At 61.9% G+C, this 18,306-nt stretch carries 18 protein-coding genes and 1 tRNA gene; 8 read left to right on the top strand and 11 right to left on the bottom strand.

Features of this window, described 5'->3' with window-relative positions:
• Positions 1–284 precede the first annotated feature (284 nt).
• The 3 genes from AC3RCJ_RS11395 to tilS all read right to left on the bottom strand — a co-directional run bounded on the left by AC3RCJ_RS11395 (position 285) and on the right by tilS (position 3,350).
• Positions 285–377 (bottom strand) — tRNA-Ser (locus tag AC3RCJ_RS11395).
• A 110-nt stretch (positions 378–487) separates the two neighbouring features.
• Positions 488–1,735 (bottom strand): aspartate kinase, encoded by a 1,248-nt coding sequence (locus tag AC3RCJ_RS11390; protein ID WP_035817435.1) that lies wholly within the window; start codon positions 1,733–1,735, stop codon positions 488–490.
• A 196-nt stretch (positions 1,736–1,931) separates the two neighbouring features.
• Positions 1,932–3,350, bottom strand: a complete 1,419-nt coding sequence (tilS, locus tag AC3RCJ_RS11385; RefSeq protein ID WP_492960010.1) for a tRNA lysidine(34) synthetase TilS — start codon at positions 3,348–3,350, stop codon at positions 1,932–1,934.
• A 77-nt stretch (positions 3,351–3,427) separates the two neighbouring features.
• Here tilS and AC3RCJ_RS11380 point away from each other — a divergent pair, with 77 nt between their 5' ends.
• Positions 3,428–3,544 carry a pentapeptide repeat-containing protein gene (locus tag AC3RCJ_RS11380; protein WP_492960245.1) on the top strand — a complete coding sequence of 39 codons (117 nt, stop codon included), beginning with the start codon at positions 3,428–3,430 and terminating at the stop codon, positions 3,542–3,544.
• A gap of 46 nt (positions 3,545–3,590) precedes the next feature.
• On the opposite strand, the gene AC3RCJ_RS11375 is transcribed toward AC3RCJ_RS11380, so the two are convergent.
• The 3 genes from AC3RCJ_RS11375 to cysS are packed head-to-tail and all read right to left on the bottom strand — an operon-like array spanning position 3,591 to position 6,736.
• Positions 3,591–4,565, bottom strand: a complete 975-nt coding sequence (locus AC3RCJ_RS11375; RefSeq protein ID WP_065308858.1) for an acetyl-CoA carboxylase carboxyltransferase subunit alpha — start codon at positions 4,563–4,565, stop codon at positions 3,591–3,593.
• 54 nt (positions 4,566–4,619) lie between these two features.
• The gene (locus tag AC3RCJ_RS11370; RefSeq protein ID WP_492960008.1) at positions 4,620–5,342 is read right to left on the bottom strand and encodes a DNA-3-methyladenine glycosylase family protein; all 723 of its coding nucleotides are present in this window, start codon (positions 5,340–5,342) and stop codon (positions 4,620–4,622) included.
• Positions 5,339–6,736 (bottom strand): cysteine--tRNA ligase, encoded by a 1,398-nt coding sequence (cysS, locus tag AC3RCJ_RS11365; protein ID WP_492960006.1) that lies wholly within the window; start codon positions 6,734–6,736, stop codon positions 5,339–5,341. Before cysS ends, AC3RCJ_RS11370 begins: the two co-directional genes overlap by 4 nt.
• A gap of 312 nt (positions 6,737–7,048) precedes the next feature.
• Between cysS and AC3RCJ_RS11360 the strand changes: the two genes are divergently transcribed.
• From AC3RCJ_RS11360 to AC3RCJ_RS11330, 7 genes are all read left to right on the top strand, one after another.
• Positions 7,049–7,645: a peptidylprolyl isomerase gene (locus tag AC3RCJ_RS11360; RefSeq protein ID WP_492960243.1), complete on the top strand. Its 597-nt coding sequence runs from the start codon at positions 7,049–7,051 to the stop codon at positions 7,643–7,645.
• Between the two features lie 73 nt (positions 7,646–7,718).
• Positions 7,719–8,210 (top strand): peptidylprolyl isomerase, encoded by a 492-nt coding sequence (locus AC3RCJ_RS11355; protein WP_492960004.1) that lies wholly within the window; start codon positions 7,719–7,721, stop codon positions 8,208–8,210.
• Positions 8,211–8,297: 87 nt separating this feature from the next.
• Positions 8,298–9,044, top strand: coding sequence for a UDP-2,3-diacylglucosamine diphosphatase (locus tag AC3RCJ_RS11350; protein ID WP_492960002.1), 747 nt, complete (start codon positions 8,298–8,300; stop codon positions 9,042–9,044).
• A 69-nt stretch (positions 9,045–9,113) separates the two neighbouring features.
• Positions 9,114–9,830: a DUF72 domain-containing protein gene (locus tag AC3RCJ_RS11345; protein ID WP_492960001.1), complete on the top strand. Its 717-nt coding sequence runs from the start codon at positions 9,114–9,116 to the stop codon at positions 9,828–9,830.
• 130 nt (positions 9,831–9,960) lie between these two features.
• Positions 9,961–10,341, top strand: a complete 381-nt coding sequence (locus AC3RCJ_RS11340; RefSeq protein ID WP_492960000.1) for a GntR family transcriptional regulator — start codon at positions 9,961–9,963, stop codon at positions 10,339–10,341.
• Positions 10,338–11,210, top strand: a complete 873-nt coding sequence (locus tag AC3RCJ_RS11335) for an ABC transporter ATP-binding protein (RefSeq protein WP_492959998.1) — start codon at positions 10,338–10,340, stop codon at positions 11,208–11,210. Before AC3RCJ_RS11340 ends, AC3RCJ_RS11335 begins: the two co-directional genes overlap by 4 nt.
• A complete protein-coding gene (locus AC3RCJ_RS11330) occupies positions 11,207–12,205 on the top strand; it encodes a hypothetical protein (protein ID WP_492959996.1) in 999 nt (332 codons plus the stop codon). Before AC3RCJ_RS11335 ends, AC3RCJ_RS11330 begins: the two co-directional genes overlap by 4 nt.
• A 184-nt stretch (positions 12,206–12,389) precedes the next feature.
• Here the strand turns inward: AC3RCJ_RS11330 and udk are convergent, their stop codons facing one another.
• From udk to rnr, 5 genes are all read right to left on the bottom strand, one after another.
• Positions 12,390–13,031: a uridine kinase gene (gene udk, locus AC3RCJ_RS11325; protein ID WP_492959994.1), complete on the bottom strand. Its 642-nt coding sequence runs from the start codon at positions 13,029–13,031 to the stop codon at positions 12,390–12,392.
• Between the two features lie 53 nt (positions 13,032–13,084).
• The gene (locus AC3RCJ_RS11320; RefSeq protein WP_492959992.1) at positions 13,085–13,783 is read right to left on the bottom strand and encodes a YceH family protein; all 699 of its coding nucleotides are present in this window, start codon (positions 13,781–13,783) and stop codon (positions 13,085–13,087) included.
• A 10-nt stretch (positions 13,784–13,793) separates the two neighbouring features.
• Complete coding sequence (cysE, locus tag AC3RCJ_RS11315; protein WP_492959990.1) at positions 13,794–14,543, bottom strand: serine O-acetyltransferase; 750 nt, start codon at positions 14,541–14,543, stop codon at positions 13,794–13,796.
• A gap of 152 nt (positions 14,544–14,695) precedes the next feature.
• A complete protein-coding gene (gene rlmB, locus AC3RCJ_RS11310; RefSeq protein ID WP_492959988.1) occupies positions 14,696–15,439 on the bottom strand; it encodes a 23S rRNA (guanosine(2251)-2'-O)-methyltransferase RlmB in 744 nt (247 codons plus the stop codon).
• Positions 15,440–15,442: 3 nt separating this feature from the next.
• Entirely contained in the window at positions 15,443–17,998 is a 2,556-nt protein-coding gene (rnr, locus tag AC3RCJ_RS11305) for a ribonuclease R (protein WP_492959986.1), read from the bottom strand.
• Between the last annotated feature and the right edge of the window lie 308 nt (positions 17,999–18,306).

The raw sequence follows: 18,306 nt of genomic DNA, 5'->3' as shown, positions 1-18,306 counted from the left end.
TAAGGACGTTGGGAGGCATGGGCGTGAAAAAGAATCTCTTGCTGAGCAACGGTTGGCGCAGGCGCCCGCAGAGGCCGGCGCATGCGCTGGCCTCTACTGGCCGCTACTGCCTGAGATGAGGGGACGGCATTGGCCGCTGCGCGGCCAACGGGGTCGCGCGCAGCGCGGCAGATGGGCGATTCGGAGAGCCTGCGCGCCCTTCAGGGCGCTCCGTCTTCGAATCCCACCGTTCCGTCCAGACAAATAAAAAAGCCTCCCGCAGGGGAGGCTTTTTTATTTGATTCTGGCGGAGACGGTGGGATTCGAACCCACGATACAGGTATAAGCCGTATGCATCCTTAGCAGGGATGTGCCTTCGGCCACTCGGCCACGTCTCCTAGCTGATTACTCAACTATGTCTCTGTAGCTAACTGCGCTGCAGCGACGAACGTCATAATATCGATTGCCCCCCCTTTGGTCAAGGGCGTGGGGCAATATTTTTAGATATTTAAGCTTTTTCCAGCTCGAACGCTTTATGCAGCGCGCGCACGGCCAGTTCCATGTACTTTTCATCGATCAGGACGGAAATCTTGATCTCGGAAGTGGAGATCATCATGATGTTGATGCCCTCTTCCGACAAGGTGCGGAACATCTGCGATGCGACGCCCACGTGGCTGCGCATGCCCACGCCGACGACGGACAGCTTCGACACTTTCGCGTCGCCCGTGATGCTGGCCGCGCCCAGCGATTCGCGGTTCGCTTCCAGCACGGCCAGCGCGCGCGTGTATTCGCCGCGCGAGACGGTGAAGGTGAAGTCCGTTTTACCGTCGACCGACTGATTCTGTATGATCATGTCGACTTCGATATTCGCGTCCGCCACCGGTCCCAGGATGTGGTAGGCCACGCCTGGACGGTCGGGCACGCCGAGCACGGTGATTTTGGCTTCATCGCGGTTGAAGGCGATGCCGGAGATGACTGCTTGTTCCATGTTTGTATCTTCCTCAAACGAAATCAGGGTGCCTGAATTGGCTTCTATTTCCAGCGGCAACATCGGGTCGGTCAGCGACGACAGCACGCGCGTGGGAACGCGGTAGTTGCCGGCAAATTCCACCGAACGCGTTTGCAGCACCTTGGAGCCCAGCGAAGCCAGTTCCAGCATTTCTTCAAAGGTGATGGTCTTCAGGCGGCGCGCCTCGGAGACCACGCGCGGGTCGGTCGTGTAGACGCCGTCGACGTCCGTGAAGATCAGGCACTCGGCCGCCTTCATGGCCGCGGCGATCGCCACGGCCGAGGTGTCGGAACCGCCGCGGCCCAGCGTCGCGATATTGTCGTGTTCGTCGACGCCCTGGAAACCGGTAATGATGACAATCTTGCCCGCATCGAGGTCGCGCTTGACCTTTTCGTCATCGATCGACTGGATGCGTGCCTTGGTAAAGGCGGAATCGGTCTTGATCGCGACTTGCCAGCCAGCATAGGATACGGCTTGTTTGCCGATCGCCAGCAGTGCCATCGACAATAGGCCGACGGACACCTGTTCGCCTGTCGAGGCGATCATGTCAAGTTCACGGGGATCGGGTTGATCCATGATTTCCTTGGCCAGTCCAATCAGGCGGTTGGTTTCGCCCGACATGGCGGATGGCACCACCACGATTTGATGCCCAGCGTCGTGCCACTTGGCAACGCGCTTGGCGACATTCTTGATACGGTCAGTCGAGCCCATCGACGTACCGCCATATTTGTGGACGATTAAAGCCATAAGAGTGAAGTTTCCGCTCAAGAAGAATAAAAAAGGAGGGCTTTACTCTACATGCCGCAATGCAAAATAACAAGCTAAAAAGCGCATTAGCTCATACCAATTACACATATGGAAATAACCAATCCATGCAGTCGGGGGCGCATGGACAGCCACTTGCCGGCCACCCCGAGAGTGGCCGTGGCGGCCGCCCCTGCGCTCAGCAGGACTGCCAGCGCAAGGCCACGCGGGGACGCTCCAGCAGACTCAGACAATGGCAGTCGAGACCGATACCGGCCGCATACAGCAATTGTTGCGCCGCACAGACAAGGGGCAGGCGTTCACGCTCCCAAGCGGGCACGTCAAACGCCTGATAATGGTATTTCAAGCTCTTGGTGGGACGGTTCAAGGCCAGCTTCAGGCGCTCGCCGCCCTGGCGGAAATCGATGGTCAGGGTCTGTGCTTGCAGCCAGGCAATATCGATACCCTGGCCGCCCGCTTCCACCGCATCGAAATGCAGCACGCCGCCATACGCGGGAAAGGCCAGGCTGGCCTCGCCCTGCCACGTAAATTGCTGGCCGGCTTTTTCCAGGCCGGGAATGCCCGCATCGTCACGCTCGCGCATGCCGGCCAGGTCATTCAGCTTCGGCGTCAGGTACAGCCGGTCGCGGTGGCGCCGCACGTGGCATTCGGGATGCGTGACCAGCAGTTGCGCATCGGGCCGCGCTTCCAGCAATTGCGCCAGCATTTCCACCAGCCACGCCGTCGACGGCATGCGCAAGCCGCGCGTGCCGAACCAGTGGCGCAGCAGGTTGTAGCAGCGGTCCGCGCTTAATTCCCGCAATTTCGCCAGTTCGATGCAGTCGCCATCGAGGCACGCTGCCAGATCCTGCGTCGCCAGCTCCGTGAGCAGGCGCTGCGCCGATTGCGCATGCTGGGCGCTGCGGGCGAAGCGTTCCTGGAAGCCGGGAAAGGCCTGCGCCAGTACGGGCATCACCTGATGCCGCAGGGCATTGCGGGCAAAGCGGGGATCGTCGTTCGATTCATCGTGGATGTGCGCGATCGCATGTTGCGCCACATACGCTTCGAGTTGCCTGCGCGCCACGGGCAGCAGCGGGCGCGCCATCACCAGGTCCGGGTTGCCCAGCAGCTCAGGGGCGCTGTTGGCGCCATCCATGCCCGACAAGCCCGCCGTGCCGGAGCCGCGCAGCAGTTGCAGCAGCACCGTCTCGGCCTGGTCATCCTGATGGTGGGCTGTCAGCAGCAGGCGCACGCCGTGCGCGGCGCACAGCTCGCCCAGGGCCGCGTAACGGCGCTTGCGGGCCGCTTCTTCCGTGCCCGTCTTCGCATTCTTTTCCAGGGTGACACGGCGCGCCTCGAAGGCGATGCCCAAGCCGGCGCACAATTGCGCGCAGTGGAGCAGCCAGGCATCGGCGTTCGGGCTCAGGCCATGGTGCACGTGAAACGCGTGCAAGGCCACGCCGTGCTCTTGCGCCCAGGCATGCGCCAGGTGCAGCAGGGCCGCGGAATCGAGGCCGCCGCTCAGGGCGATGCCGACGGTGCTGCCGGCTGGCGGCGCACAGGCGTCCAGGGCGCGGGCGAAGATATCGGCGACGGTGGCGGTTTGTTGTTTTTTCAATCAGGACTCCGGGAATGCAAAGAGGGACAGGCGGCTAAACGGATGGTGTCGTTTAGCGGACTGTCCCTGGTGTTTTACTGTCTTGTCGACTTACGTCTTGTCGGCTTACGTCTTGTCGGCTTACGTCTTGTCGGCTTACGTCTTGTCGGCTTACGTCTTGTCGACTTACGTCTTGTCGGCTTACGCTGCGCTAAGCCGACCTACGCCGACCCACGTCGACCCACGTCGACCTGCGCTGGCTTACTCGCTCGGCGTGGTTTCCTTGAACTTGCCGTAGCTCAGCAGTTTTTCATGGCGCGCGGCCAGCAGGTCCTTGGTTTTCATGCCGTGGAACTGGCGCAGGGTGTCGGCCAGTGCGCGTTTCAGCAAGGTCGCCATCTGCTTCGGATCGCGGTGGGCGCCGCCCAGCGGTTCGTTGATGATCTTGTCGATCAGGCCCATGGCTTTCAGGCGGTGGGCGGTCAGGCCCAGCGCTTCGGCCGCGTCGGCGGCGCGCTCGGCGCTCTTCCACAGGATCGAGGCGCAGCCTTCCGGCGAGATCACGGCATAGGTCGAGTATTGCAGCATCAGCACGGCGTCGCCCACGGCAATGGCCAGCGCGCCGCCGGAACCGCCTTCACCGATGATGGTGGCGATCAGCGGCACTTTCAGCTCGGCCATCACGTACAGGTTGTGGCCGATGGCTTCCGACTGGCCGCGCTCTTCCGCATCGATGCCGGGGAAGGCGCCCGGCGTGTCGACGAAGGTGAAGATGGGCAAGTTGAACTTTTCCGCCACTTTCATCAGGCGCATGGCCTTGCGGTAGCCTTCCGGCTTCGGCATGCCGAAATTGCGCATGGCGCGCTCTTTCGTGTCGCGGCCCTTCTGGTGGCCGATGACCATGCACGGCTGGCCGTTGAAGCGGGCCAGGCCGCCGACGACGGACAGATCGTCCGCGTAGCTGCGGTCGCCATGCAATTCGTGGAAATCGGTAAAGATTTCATTCACGTAATCCATGGTGTAGGGGCGTTGCGGGTGGCGCGCGATCTGCGCCACTTGCCAAGGCGTCAGCTTGGCGTAGATATCCTTGGTCAGCTGCTGGCTCTTCTTGGCCAGGCGGTCGATCTCTTCCGAGATGTCGACGGCCGAATCATCTTGCACGAAACGCAACTCTTCGATCTTGGAATCGAGTTCCGCGATCGGCTGTTCAAAATTGAGGAAAGTCGTTTTAGTCATTGTACCTCCAGGTTTTACCGGCCACGGCGCCAGGGCGCGCGGCGCTATCTATGTTTATTTTACCGTACCGGCTGGTGCGCCGGGGGCTGCATCGGATGCGGCAGGGGCGGCTGCGGGGTCGAGACTGCGCCACAAATACCAGGTTGCCACGGTGCGCCACGGTTCCCAATTGGCGGAAACTTCGCGCGCATCGCTGCGGGAAACGGGTTCGCCGGAGAAATAATTGACGCTGATGCCCTGGATCAAACCGGGGTCGTCGAGCGGCAGCACATTCGGCCGTAACAGATTAAATATCAAAAACATCTCCGCTGTCCAGCGGCCGATGCCGCGGATCTGCACCAGTTCGGCGATGACGGCTTCGTCATCCATCTGGTCCCACTGGCTGGCGTGCACGCGCTTGGCCTTGAAATGGTCGGCCAGGTCGAGGATGTATTCGGTCTTGCGCTTGGACAAACCGCAGGCGGACAACTGCTCGGCGCCCGCCTTCAGCACTTGCGTAGGCGTGCATTTCGGGCAGGCCAGCAAGAGCTTTTTCCAGGCGGCATCAGCCGCCTTGGGCGTGATCTGCTGGCCTACCAGCGAACGGGCCAGGGTGGTAAACGGGTCGCTGTGGCCGACCAGGTGCAGGTCGCCAAATTGCGGGATGAGCTTTTTCATGATGCGGTCGCGCTTCATCAGCTCGATCTTCGCCTCTTCCCAGTAGTGCGGCACCTGGATCACTTGCGCCAAGTCCGCCACTTTGGGTGCTTCCCCGTTTTCCCTGGACGTCGCCATCATGCGCGGCGCCAGTTGGTCGAGCCGTCAGGCTTGTCTTCGAGAACGATGCCAGCGGCCAGCAATTCGGCGCGGATCTTGTCGGACTGGGCAAAGTCGCGCGCCTTCTTCGCCGCGCTGCGCGCCGCGATGGCCGTCTCGATGCCGGCAGCCTCGTCCTGCCCAGCGGCGGCGGCGCCGACGGTCGCTTGCAGGAATTGCTGCGGCGTGCGTTCCAGCAAGCCGAACACGCCCGCCAGGCCCTTCAATTGGCGCGCCAGGGCCGGCGACTTGCTCTTGTTGACTTCCGTCGCCAGGTCGAACAGGGCCGCCACGGCCAGCGGCGTGTTGAAATCGTCGTCCATGGCGTCGCGCACGCGCACGGCATGGGCTTCGCTCCAGTCGATGGCGCCCGCTTCCAGCGCCACGTCGGCCAGCGCCGTGTACAGGCGCGTCAGCGACAAACGCGCGTCGTCCAAGTGCACATCCGAGTAGTTCAGGGGGCTGCGGTAGTGCGCGCGCAGGATGAAGAAGCGGATCACTTCGGCATCGAACTTTTGCAGCACTTCGCGGATGGTAAAGAAGTTACCGAGCGACTTGGACATCTTTTCATTGTCCAGGCGCACGAAACCATTATGTATCCAGTAATTGACGCTGGTATGGCCGAACGCGCCTTCGGATTGGGCGATCTCGTTTTCGTGGTGCGGAAATTGCAAGTCCGCGCCGCCGCCATGGATGTCGAACTGTTCGCCGAGCAAGGCGCAGGACATGGCCGAGCACTCGATATGCCAGCCCGGGCGGCCTTTGCCCCATTTCGAGTCCCATTTGACTTCGTCCGGCTCGGATTCCTTCGACGACTTCCACAGCACGAAGTCGAGCGGATCGCGCTTGCCCGTGTTCACGTCGACGCGCTCGCCCGCGCGCAGGTCGTCGAGCGACTTGCCCGACAGCTTGCCGTAGTGGGGGAAATTGCGCACGGCATAGTTCACGTCGCCATCCGCGCCCTGGTAAGCCAGGTCCTTCGCTTCCAGCTGCTCGATCAGGCGCAGCATCTGCGGCACGTATTCGGTGGCGCGCGGCGTATGGTCGGGCGTCAGGATGCCCAGCGCGGCCGTGTCTTCATCCATGTACTGGGTGAAACGCGTTGTCAGCTGGGAAATCGTCTCGCCGTTTTCCACGGCGCGGCGGATGATCTTGTCGTCGATGTCCGTAATGTTGCGCACATAGGTGACGTCGAAACCGGACGCCTTCAGCCAGCGGTAGATGACGTCGAAGGCCATCATCATGCGCGCATGGCCGATATGGCAATAATCGTAGATGGTCATGCCGCACACGTACATGCGTACCTTGCCCGCTTCCAGCGGGACGAATACCTGCTTCTCGCGAGCCAGGGTGTTGTAAATCTTTAGATTGCTCATCGTACTTTGCAAGTGGAGCGGCCGCCAGGCTGGCAAAACGACAGACAGGCGCGGACACCGGGGGTGCCGCGCCACCGAACTGCCGTGTGCGCCGAAAACTGGTCGAGCCGCTATATTGTTGTTCTTGTTTGTTAGAATTGGGGCCTTAGCGGTCAAGTATAACATTGATAAAAACCATACTGGCCCGATATGGATCAGGTTTTTACGATGTTCAACCGAATTTTCAGTTCTTTACAATTAAAGCAAGTTTAGAGAAAAATAACGATCAAGGACGCCTTCATGCAAGAAATCAAATCGAAACGCCTGTCTTTCCTGGCCCGCTTTTGCACCCTGTTTGCCGGCCTGACCCTGGGCAGCGCGGTCGTGGCGGCCGCTCCGGCGCCTGCCATCGACCCCACGCCGCACGTGGCCCTGAAGACCAGCTTGGGCGAGATCGTGCTGGAACTGGACCAGGAAAAAGCCCCGAAAAGCGTGGCCAATTTCTTGCAGTACGTTAAGAGCGGTTACTACAAGGGCACCGTGTTTCACCGCGTCATCGATGGCTTCATGATACAGGGCGGCGGCTTCGACAAGAACATGAAACAGAAAGCCACCAAGGCGCCGATCCAGAATGAAGCGCAAAACGGCTTGCAGAACGTCACCTACAGCATCGCCATGGCGCGCTCGGGCGACCCGCATTCGGCCACCTCGCAGTTTTTCATCAATGTCGGCAATAACGGCGCGCTCGACTACCCTGGCCGCGACGGCTTCGGCTATACGGTGTTCGGCAAAGTCGTCAGCGGCATGGACGTGGTCGACAAGATCAAGGCCGTGCCCGTGGCGGACAAGGGACCGCACCAGAACGTGCCCGTCACGCCCGTGGTGATCGAATCGGCGACTTTACTCAAGACAGCGCCCGCAAAACTGTAAAATAGCGTTTTTGCGGCGCCGGCCTGCCTGGCGCCGCTGAATCAATTATTCATCCAATTTATTAAGGATCATCATGACCTCCGTCATCATCACCACCAATCTGGGCAAGATCACCGCTGAGCTGGACGCCGACAAAGCGCCGAAAACGGTTGCCAACTTCCTCGCCTACATGAACGCCGGCCACTATAACAACACGATTTTCCACCGCGTCATCGACGGCTTCATGATCCAGGGCGGCGGTTTCGAGCCAGGCATGAAACAAAAGCCTGCTGATGCCACCGTGGAAAACGAAGCCAAGAACGGCCTGAAAAACGATACCTACACGCTGGCCATGGCCCGCACGTCGGATCCGCACTCGGCATCGGCCCAGTTCTTCATCAACATCAAGAACAACAGCTTCCTCGACTACCCGGGCCAGGACGGCTGGGGCTACGCCGTGTTCGGTAAAGTCACCGAAGGCAAGGAAGTCGTCGACGCCATCCGCGCCGTGAAAACCTCGCGCGCCGGCATGTTCGCCGACGTGCCGGTAACGGACGTTGTCATCGAGAAAGTCGAAGCCGCGTAATCAGGCTTTGGCATCATGAATAACAGGCATTGCAGCGTTTTTCGCCTCTCCATGCACGTCACTTTTTGGGAGCGTTGAACGATGACAATGCCTGCCGCACTCTTCATTTCCGACCTGCATCTGCAGAGCTCGCATCCGCGCACCAGCGCCGCCTTTCTTTCTTTTTTACAACATCATGCGCAATATGCGCAGGCCCTGTATCTGTTGGGCGACCTGTTCGAATACTGGGCCGGCGACGATGACCTGGAAGACCCGTTCAATGCGCGCATGACGGCCGCCATCCGCGCCGTCAGCGATGCTGGCGTGCGTGTCTACTGGATCGCCGGCAACCGCGACTTTCTTGTCGGCTCCGGCTTTGCCGCCGCCGCCGGCGCCACCCTGCTCAGCGAACCGCACGTGGCCACGATTGCCGGCCGGCGCATCGTCCTGCTGCACGGCGACGCCGAATGCACGAAAGACGTCAACTACATGGAATTTCGCGCCATGGTGCGCCAGCCCGCCTGGCAACAGCAGTTCCTGTCAATGCCGCTGGCGCAGCGCAAGGCCATCATCGACGGCTTGCGCAAGAGCAGCCGCGAGCACAATGGCGAAAAATCCATGGATATCATGGATGTCACGCCCGACGCCGTGGCACAGGTGTTTGCCGAACACGCGAGCACCGTGATGATCCACGGCCATACGCACCGCCCTGCCCTGCATAAAGTCGACGAAACCTTGCGCTATGTCTTGCCGGACTGGGAATGTGATGTGGAACCGCAACGCGGCGGCTGGATCGCCATCGATGCGCGCGGCAACATCACGCGCCATGACCTGAACGGCGAGATCATCGACTAGCGCTGCGCCGACAGCGCCACGGGAACTTGTCCGACAGCCACGCCAGCCGGGCTTTGCTGTAATGGCGCCATGCATACTGTCTACATCGGCACGGCCGGCTGGAGCCTTTCCAGCGCCGCCGCCAGCCACTTCCCCCTCGAGGGCAGCCACCTGCAGCGCTATGCCCAGGTGCTGGACTGCGTGGAAATCAACAGCTCCTTCTACCGCCCGCACCAACCCGCCACGTATGCGCGCTGGGCCGCCAGCGTTCCCGAGCACTTCCGCTTCAGCGTGAAATTGCCGCGCAGCATCACGCACGAGCGGCGTTTGCGCGATGGCGAAGCCGAACTCGAGCGCTTTGCGGGAGAAGTCATGCAACTGGGGAATAAGCTGGGCTGCGTGCTGGTGCAGCTGCCGCCCAGCCTGCGTTTCGATGCGCACGTGGCGGCCGCATTCTTTCATGCGCTGCGCCAGCGCTTCGATGGCATGCTCGCTTGCGAAGCGCGCCATGCCAGCTGGTTCGAGGCGGACGCGACCGAGCTGTTAACGATGCTGCGCATCACCCGCGTGCGCGCCGATCCGCCCGCCGGCCAGCCGGGCCCGCATGTGCCGACCACGGAACTGGCCTACCTGCGCCTGCACGGCAGCCCGAGAATCTACTATTCGGACTATCCGCCCGATTGCCTGGCGGACCTGGCTGGCGAACTGGCGGCACCGGCGCACTCAGGCAGCTGGTGCATCTTCGACAACACGGCTGCCGGCGCCGCCCTGTTCAACGCGCTGGACTTGCAGTCGCGGCTGGCCTGAAAATAGCTGTTGATTTTTTGAGTCTTAGTGTTATAGTTAACTACAACACCAATTAACCATGTCACGGAGCCCCGATGCATACAGCACCCATCTTCCGCCGCGCCGTCTCGCCACTGCCGGAGCGCATCCCATGAGCGCCGAATGGAACGACAACAGCCCCATCTACCGCCAGCTCAAGGCCAAGGTGGTGGGCATGATGCTCGACGGCGTGCTGCAGTCCGGCGACGCCCTGCCGTCGGTGCGCCAGGTGGCCGCCGACTATCAATTGAATCCCATTACCGTATCGCGCGCCTACCAGGAACTGGTCGACGAAACGCTGGTGGAAAAACGAAGGGGACTCGGTATGTACGTCTTGGAAGGCGCCCGCGACAAACTGCTGGCAAGCGAACGCGAGCGCTTCATGCGCGAAGAGTGGCCAGCCATGCTGGAGCGCATCACGCGCCTGGGACTGGACCTGGAACAATTGCTGCTGGCCAGCCGGCAGGATGGCCTGGAAGGAGAAGACGCATGACTGAATTGAACAACGATAGCGTCGTCAGCGCGCGCGGCTTGCGCAAGCACTATGGCAAGCAGGCGGCCCTCAACGGCATCAGCTTCGATATCGCGCCGGGGCGCATCGTCGGGCTGATCGGACCGAATGGCTCGGGCAAGACCACCACCCTGAAAGCCATCCTGGGCCTGACGGGCTTCGAGGGCGAACTGTCCGTGCTGGGACGCGACCCGCGCCTGCAGCGCGACGCGCTGATGGAGGATGTGTGCTTCATCGCCGACGTGGCCATCCTGCCCGGCTGGCTGCGCGTGCGCGACGCGATCGATTTTGTCGCCGGCGTGCATCCGCGCTTCGACCGCAGCAAGGCCGAGCGCTACCTGGCGCACACCAAGCTGGCGCCGAAGATGCGGGTCAAGAGCATGTCGAAAGGCATGGTCGTGCAACTGCACCTGGCGCTGGTGATGGCCATCGACGCCAGGCTGCTGGTGCTCGATGAGCCCACCCTGGGCCTCGACATCCTGTACCGCAAGCAGTTTTACCAGAACCTGCTGGAAGATTATTTCGACGAGAACAAGACCATCATCATCACCACGCACCAGATCGAAGAAGTCGAGCACATCCTCAGCGACCTGATGTTCATTCGCGACGGCAAGATCGTGCTCGCCTCGTCGATGGAAGAGGTGGGCGAACGCTACATCGAAGTGATGGTGGGACCGCAGCACGTGAATCCGGCGCGCGCGCTGCAGCCGATCAGCGAACGCAGCGTATTCGGCAAGTCCGTGATGCTGTTCGATGGCGTCGCCCGCAGCCAGCTGGCCACCCTGGGGGAATTGCGCACGCCGAGCCTGGCGGACCTGTTTGTCGCGACCATGAAAGGATCGTACCAATGAGCATTACTCCTGTGAACAAGATGAAATGGCTGATCCGGCGCGAATTATGGGAACACAAGGCCATGCTGCTGTGGACGCCCGCCATCATCGGCATCGTCATGACGGTGCTGGCCGCCCTGATGACGGCAGGCGCCGTCGCCAAACTCAAGATGCGCACGGCGCTGATCATCAACGGCGAAGAAATGTCCTGGAGCGCCGTCTTCAACACCCGGACCCTGAGCCCGCGCCGGGCGGAAATCATCGACACCGTCGCCAACAACTATACCTATGTGGCCGCGCCGCTGTTCCTGACCCTGGGCTTCCTGGTATTTTTCTATTGCCTGAGCGCCCTGTATGACGACCGCCGCGACCGCAGCCTGCTGTTCTGGAAGTCGCTGCCCGTCTCCGACGCGCAGACGGTGCTGTCGAAGCTGGCCATCGCCATCGTCGTCACGCCACTGATCGTGGTCGCCGCAGCCTGCCTTACCTCGCTGGCGCTGATCCTGATACTGAGCGGCGTGCTGGCGTTCAACGGCATCTACGTCTTTACGGAACTGCTGGCCGCGCCGGGCTTGTACCTGGGACCGCTGCGCCTGTTCGGCCTGATCCCCGTATATTGCCTGTGGGCCTTGCCCACCGTGGGCTGGTTGCTGATGGTGTCGAGCTGGACACGCTCGAAGGTCCTGTTCTGGGCGTTAGGCGTGCCACTGCTGCTGCTGATCCTGACCGTCTGGGTCGGCAAGCTGAGCATGACCGAAGCGGACATCGGCTGGATACAAATGAACGTGATCTCGCGCGCCCTGCTGGGCACCATTCCAGGCAGCTGGTACCTCTTCGAGCCGGGACTGTTGCCGCACATGAACAGCATGGAAGCCGGCTCGCACATGGCGCGCATCGACATCTTCGCCAACTCCTGGTCCAGCCTGGCCATGCCGGCCGCCTGGCTGGGAGCGGCGGCCGGCGCCGCCATGATCTACGCCGCCATCCGCCTGCGCGGCTGGCGTGAAGAAGGCTGAGCTTCCTCCCCGCTCCCACGCCCCGCCTTGCCGGGGCGTTTTTCATGCGCGCCACCAGGATGCGGACTTGCCCATTGGAAATATTGCGTTGACGGCCGAGAGGGATGCGGCGCACGGGCCAGGTGCAAACGGTCTGGCAAGCGGGATCCGGCCTGCGCATGCGCGCGGCAGGCGCAGGCTGGAATCAGGCCCGTTTCAATTGGCCGATGACGCTCGCCACCTTGGCGGTAATCATGTCGACCGCGGGACCATTGGCGCCATGCGGCAAGATGACATCGGCATTGCGCTTGGTCGGCTCGATGAATTGCTTGTGCATCGGGCGCACTGTTTCCAGATACTGCTCGATGACGCTTTCCACGGAACGGCCACGTTCGGTGATATCGCGTTGCATGCGGCGGATGAAGCGCACGTCGGAGGCGGTGTCGACAAAGATCTTCAGCGACATCATGTCGCGCAAGTCCGCGTCATACAAGGCAAACAGGCCCTCGATCACGATCACGGGGGCCGGCTTGACCGCAATGGTCCTGCTGGAGCGATTGTGCAGCGTGAAGTCGTACTCCGGCATCTCGATCGCTTCGCCATTGCGCAAGGCCTGGATGTGCTGCACCAGCAGAGGCCACTCGAAGGCCTGCGGATGGTCGTAATTCTGCTCGCGGCGCACTTCAGGGGAGAGATGGGTCTGGTCGCGGTAGTAGTCGTCCTGCATCACGACCGAAACCATGTCGGCGCCAAAGGACGCCAGCACCTGCTGCGATACGGTGGACTTGCCGCTGCCGCTGCCGCCGGCGACCCCAATAACAAACGGTTGGAAAGAAATCTTGTTCATGCCGAATGATACCGGAAACGCGGCCGGACCGACAGGGAGCGGCGGAGGCGGGATCACTCGAACTGTTTGCGGAACGCCTCGAACTGCGCCGCCAGGCCATCGAAGTCGCTGCGCAATTGCAGCACTTCCTGTTCCAGCTGGGCCACGCGGCTGCCCTGCTGCGGCGCGCTGACGGCGCCCGCATAGCCGGCCGCCGTCTCGCTCTGCGCCAGCGCTTCCGCGCCGCCCAGCAAGTGGCCATAGCGCGGCTCTTTCGCGCCGGGGGCCACGGCCAGCTTGGCCACCAGCGGCGGATACTTGTCGATCAGGAACTGCAGGCCCGACTCCACTTCCGCCACCGACTTGAATTCATGCACGCGGCCGCTGCGGCTGCGGATCTCGCCGGCCGTCTGCAGGCCGCGCAGCATCAGGATCGTCAGGATGGCCAGCTTGTCCTGCTCGAGCGACCACTTGATGCGCATGCGGTGCTCGTACTTGGCGACCCGGGCGCCGGCCTGCGTGATGCCGTTGACGAACTTGCGCTGCATCAAGCGCTGCAGCACGTCGTAGACGGTTTCCTCGGACAGGGCCATGACGGGGTCGCGGCTGGACAATTGATTGCAGCCATTGGTCAGCGCGTTGAGCGACAGCGGATAGCTGTCCGGCGTCAGCGCTTCCTTTTCGGCCAGCACGGCCAGCACGCGGATCTCGAAGGGGTCGAGCAGATTCGGATTGTCGGTATTCATTTCTGCTGCGTTTACGTCTGTCGTCATGCCTGTATCCTTAATCGACCAGCTTGTTCATTTGCTCGGAATCAAATTTATCACATTCGGGCACGGCCTGGCAGCAAATACCGGCCGCCTTCAGGGTGGCGAGGATGGTCTCGATGCGCTGTTCCTGCGCCACGGCGTGCGTGATCAGGCCCTGCAAGGCCTTCGACAGCGGATCGTCGCCGTTGGGCGTGACCCCATACGCGGCGAACAGGTGCGCCGTGCTGCCTTCGCGCAGCGCGTTGACATCCTTTTGCACGATGTGCGCCGGGTTGCCCACGGCCGTGGCGCCGGACGGCACCGGTTTCAACAGCACCGCGTTCGACCCCACCTTGGCGTACTCGCCCACGGTAAAACTGCCCAGCACCTGCGCGCCGGCGCCGACGATGACGCCGCGCTCCAGGGTCGGATGACGCTTGGCGCCGCTGTGCAGCGAGGTGCCGCCCAGAGTGACGCCCTGGTAGATGGTGCAATCGTCGCCGACGACGGCCGTCTCGCCGATCACCACGCCGAAACCGTGGTCGATGAAGACGCGGCGGCCGATGGTGGCGCCCGGGTGGATCTCGATGCCCGTGATGATGCGGGCAAGGTAGGAAATGAAGCGCCCCACCCACTTCATGTGCCGCGTCCAGCACCAGTGCGCCCAGCCGTGCATGACGATGGCGTGCAGGCCCGGATAACAGGTCAGCACCTCCCAGCCATTGCGGGCGGCGGGGTCACGTTCGATGATGCTGTTGATGTCTTCGCGCAGGTGGTGGAACATAATGAAAATGGATAAGGTGGAACGCAAATGGTAGCGTATTCGGCGGCGTGCTGCCGGAGAGGCAGATAAACAACCGCCGCCTCAAGGGCGGCGGCGGATCAAAGAAGCGCTACAAAACGTTCAGGGCAAGGCAACGCCGCCCTGGACGTTTTTTAGCCTTCTTTCGCGATGCGCTGGCGGCGCGCTTCGTAGAGACAGACGCCGGAAGCGACCGACACGTTCAGGCTCTCGACGGAGCCGAACATCGGGATATTGACGAGGATGTCGCAGGTATCGCGCGTCAGGCGGCGCATGCCTTCGCCTTCGGACCCCATGACGAGGGCCGTCGGACCCGTGAAATCGGCTTCGTACAGGCCTTTTTCGCCGTCGTCCGAGGTGCCGATCAGCCAGATGCCGCGTTCCTTGAGTTCGCGCATGGTGCGCGCCAGGTTCGTCACGGTGATGTACGGCACGGTTTCGGCGGCGCCGCTGGCCACTTTCGCGGCCGTGGCGTTGAGGCCCACGGCGCGGTCCTTCGGCACGATCACCGCGTGGGCGCCGACACCGTCGGCCACGCGCAGGCAGGCGCCCAGGTTGTGCGGATCGGTGATGCCGTCGAGAATGAGCAGCAGCGGCGGGCCGTCCACGGCGTCCAGCAATTCGTCGAGGTTGCGCGCCAGCGACAGTTGCGAGGCAAACGCGATCACGCCCTGGTGGCGGCGCGTGCCGACGATTTTATCGAGACGCGACGAGTCGACCGGCATGACGCGCACGCCGGCCGACTTGGCGGCGGCGATCATGTCCTTCATGCGGCCGTCGACGCGGCTGGCATCGACGAAAATTTCTTCCACGGACGACGCTTCATGACGCAGACGCGAGGTGACGGCGTGGAAGCCGAAAATCATTTTATTCTTCATTATTTATCGTTTCTTCTTGCTTGTTTTTGATGCAGATACAGTTTTTGCTGCTCGTGGTGCCGCCGCGGCAGGTGCCGCGGCTGGTTTTTTGCTGCGCTTCGGCTCGGCTGCCTTGGGGGCTGCCGCCTTCGGCGCTGCCTTGGCTTGCGCCTTGGCGGCAGGCTTGGTGCCATTGGCACGGCCGCCGGAACCATTGCCGGGTTTGCCTCCGTTGTTGCCGCCGGCCTTGATCTCATGGCGCTGCTCGGTCGCAGGACCGGGCTTGACCATCGATTTCTTTTCGCCCTTGCGCTTGCCGCCAGACTGCTTGGCCGGCGCTTCTTCGCCCGCCAGTTCCGCATCGGTGACCAGGCGCAGGTCGATCTTGCGCGTTTCCAGGTCGACTCTTGCCACTTGCACCGTCAGGCGGTCCGTCAATTGATAACGCTTGCCCGTGCGTTCGCCACGCAATTCATGGCGCGCGTCGTCGTACTGGAAGTAGTCGGTGCCGAGCTCGGTGACGTGCACCAGGCCTTCGACAAACAGGGTGTCCAATTGTACGAAGACGCCGAAGGTGGTCACGCCGGTGATCGTGCCGGTGAATTCTTCGCCCAATTTGTCTTGCATGAAATAGCACTTGAGCCAGGCTTCCACGTCGCGCGACGCTTCGTCGGCGCGGCGCTCGTTGGCCGAGCAATGCACGCCCAGCGCGTCCCAGATGGTCAAGTCCGTCTTCTTCGGCTTGCCGTCGGCCTTGTCCTTGGCCTGCTGCTTGCGCGTCGCGTTCGACACATTCGTGTTCAGCACGACCTTATCGGACAGCTTCGGCTCGTATTTCTTGCCTTGCAAGATGGCCTTGATGGCGCGGTGCGTCAGCAGGTCGGGATAGCGGCGGATCGGGCTGGTGAAGTGGGCATACGCCTCGTACGCCAGGCCGAAGTGGCCGATATTGTCCGGGCTGTAGACGGCTTGCTGCATCGAGCGCAGCAGCATCGTCTGCAGCAGCGCCGCGTCGGGACGCGCCTTGATCTGCTGCATCAGGGTCTGGTAATCGGAGGCCGATGGCGTGTCGCCGCCCGTCAGGTTCAGGCCCACCTGCTTGAGGAAGGTGCGCACTTGCGTGAGCTTTTCCTTGGTCGGGCTGGCGTGGATGCGGTAGGTGCCTGGATGCTTGTTGCGCAGCAACAAATCGGCCGCGCAGACGTTGGCCGCCAGCATGCACTCTTCGATGATCTTGTGCGCTTCGTTGCGCGTGCGGGGAATGATCTTTTCGATCTTGCCGGCGCTATTGCAGACGATATACGTTTCCGTCGTCTCGAAGTCGATGGCGCCCCGCTCCGTGCGCGCTTTCAGCAAGGCGCGGTAGACGGCTTCCAGGTTCTGCAAGTGCGGCAGGATGTCCGCGCGGCGTGCCGCTTCGGGTCCCTTGGTGTTGCCCAGCACGGCAGCGACTTCGTCATACGTGAGGCGCGCGGCCGAGTGGATCACGGCCGGGTAGAACTGGTAGGCCTTGAGTTCGCCCTTGTCGCTGACGACGGCGTCGCAGACGAGGGTCAAACGGTCGACGGCCGGGTTCAGCGAGCACAGGCCGTTCGACAGCTTTTCCGGCAGCATCGGGATCACGCGGCGCGGGAAGTAGACCGAGGTGCTGCGTTCGAGCGCGTCGATATCGAGCGCGTCGTTCGGCTTCACGTAATGGCTGACGTCGGCAATCGCCACGATCAGGCGGAAGCAGTTGGCGCGGCCAACCTTGACGGGTTCGCAATACACGGCATCGTCGAAATCGCGCGCGTCCTCGCCATCGATGGTCACCAATGGCACGTCGCGCAGGTCGACACGCTCTTTCAGGTCGGCGGCGCGCACTTCGAACGGCAGTTTTTCCGCCTGTTTCAGGGCGGCGGCGGAAAAGATGTGCGGCACGTTGAATTTGCGTACGGCAATCTCGATTTCCATGCCGGGATCGTCCAGGGCGCCGAGCACTTCGACGATCTTGCCGACTGGCTGCTTGAAGCGCATCGGCTGCTCGGTCAGCTCGACGCTGACGATCTGGCCGGCTTTTGCCTTGCCGACCGAACCGGTAACGAGGATGTCCTGGCCGATGCGCTGGTCTTCCGGCGCCACGACCCAGGTGCCGTTTTCCTGGATCAAACGGCCGATGACGTGGGTATTGGCGCGGTAGGTGACTTCGACGATCGTGCCTTCCGGGCGGCCGCGGCGGTCCGTGCCGACGATGCGGGCCATGACCTTGTCGCCATGCAGTACTTTCTGCATTTCTTTCTCGGGCAGGAACAAGTCGGCGCTGGCGTCATCGGGAATGACGAAGCCGAAGCCGTCGCGGTGGCTCATGACGCGGCCGGCGACAAGCGCGCTCTGGTCGGCCAGGCTGAAAACACCGCCGGCATCAGACTTGAGCTGGCCGTCGCGTTCCATCGCCTTCAGGCGACGGACCAGGACATCCATGGAATCGGCATGCACTTGCAGCGTTTTCCCGAGAGACTGCGGATCGAGAGGCGCGTTGACGCTGCGGAATATGCCGAGAATGTCCTCCCGGCTGGGGATGGTGTGGGTATTTTGGCTCAAAAGTATTTCTATAGTTGTTATTGACAGTGATCAAACGGAAGACAAAGACCGATGACATCACCGTCAATATTGACACGGTGATGTGCGGTAGTGTACCGGAGGACGCCTTGGTTTGCCTAACGGACAGCGTGTCGGAAACAGTACAAGACGCCCGCCGATGAAAAAAAGGAGAAAAGCTGCGCAATGCATTTGACTTCGGCAAATATTGCTCTATAATCCTTGTCTCTTGCAGCGACAAACCTTCACGGGAATGCAGTTGCAGGAAAGCGGTACAGGGTTGATGTGCAGTATGGAGCGAAAGCTCATCT

The organism is Janthinobacterium sp. GW822-FHT07H11 (genome assembly GCF_058798615.1).
This window is presented reverse-complemented; position numbering and strand designations above follow the sequence as displayed.